The sequence below is a fragment of the Salipiger sp. 1_MG-2023 genome, assembly GCF_030547555.1.
In the GTDB taxonomy this organism is placed as follows: domain Bacteria; phylum Pseudomonadota; class Alphaproteobacteria; order Rhodobacterales; family Rhodobacteraceae; genus Salipiger.
Genome location: NZ_JAUOQN010000193.1, coordinates 1 through 567 on the forward strand (window position 1 = coordinate 1; position 567 = coordinate 567).

The window sequence follows — 567 nt, forward strand, 5'->3', positions numbered from 1 at the left end:
AGCGCAGAGCATCGAGAAGCGCCTGCACGCCATCCTCAAGCGCGCGCATCCCGAAGCGATCATTCCGCCCGAACAGTATCGCGACCATCTGCGAGTAAAGTCGGAGATCTACGCAGCGACGCTTGAGACCAGGATCCTGCAAATGCTCCGCGACGTCGAGGCAGGGACCTTTTTCCCGGACTGACCCCGGCCGCTCTCCCCTTTCCTTTTCATAGAAGAAAGCCGGCGTCAGCCGGCCCCTTTTCCCTGCGCTTTTCCTTTTGGCCATGGAGGCAACGACATGTCGCAGTCCCCTTTTTCGCCCGCCGCCTGGGCGCCCTACGCACGAGCCTTGCTGCGCCGCTTGCGCAAAGCCGAAGCCGATGACACGTTCGATCCTGCGATCGGCGCAGACGGTGATGTCATCGCCCCGCCCAAGGGCGGGCCCAGCCCATCCGCCATCGAGTTGCTCGACGAGATCGCCCGCAACCGAGGCGAAGGTGCGTGCGAGGAGACCGGTGCCAACGTGCCCGCACCGTTCATCGACCCCGAGAAGGCGCTGTTGGCCCTGCGGCTGGCCGCCAGTTT

1 protein-coding gene and 1 pseudogene are annotated in these 567 nt (G+C 64.4%); both read left to right on the plus strand.

Translation table 11 applies throughout. The annotated features are described in order from the left end of the window. Window positions 1–184, plus strand: a pseudogene (locus Q4543_RS24535) (hypothetical protein); the annotation flags it as partial. Window positions 185–280: 96 nt separating this feature from the next. After that, window positions 281–567: hypothetical protein (locus Q4543_RS24540; RefSeq protein ID WP_303442818.1), on the plus strand; the 287-nt coding region annotated here is incomplete at its 3' end.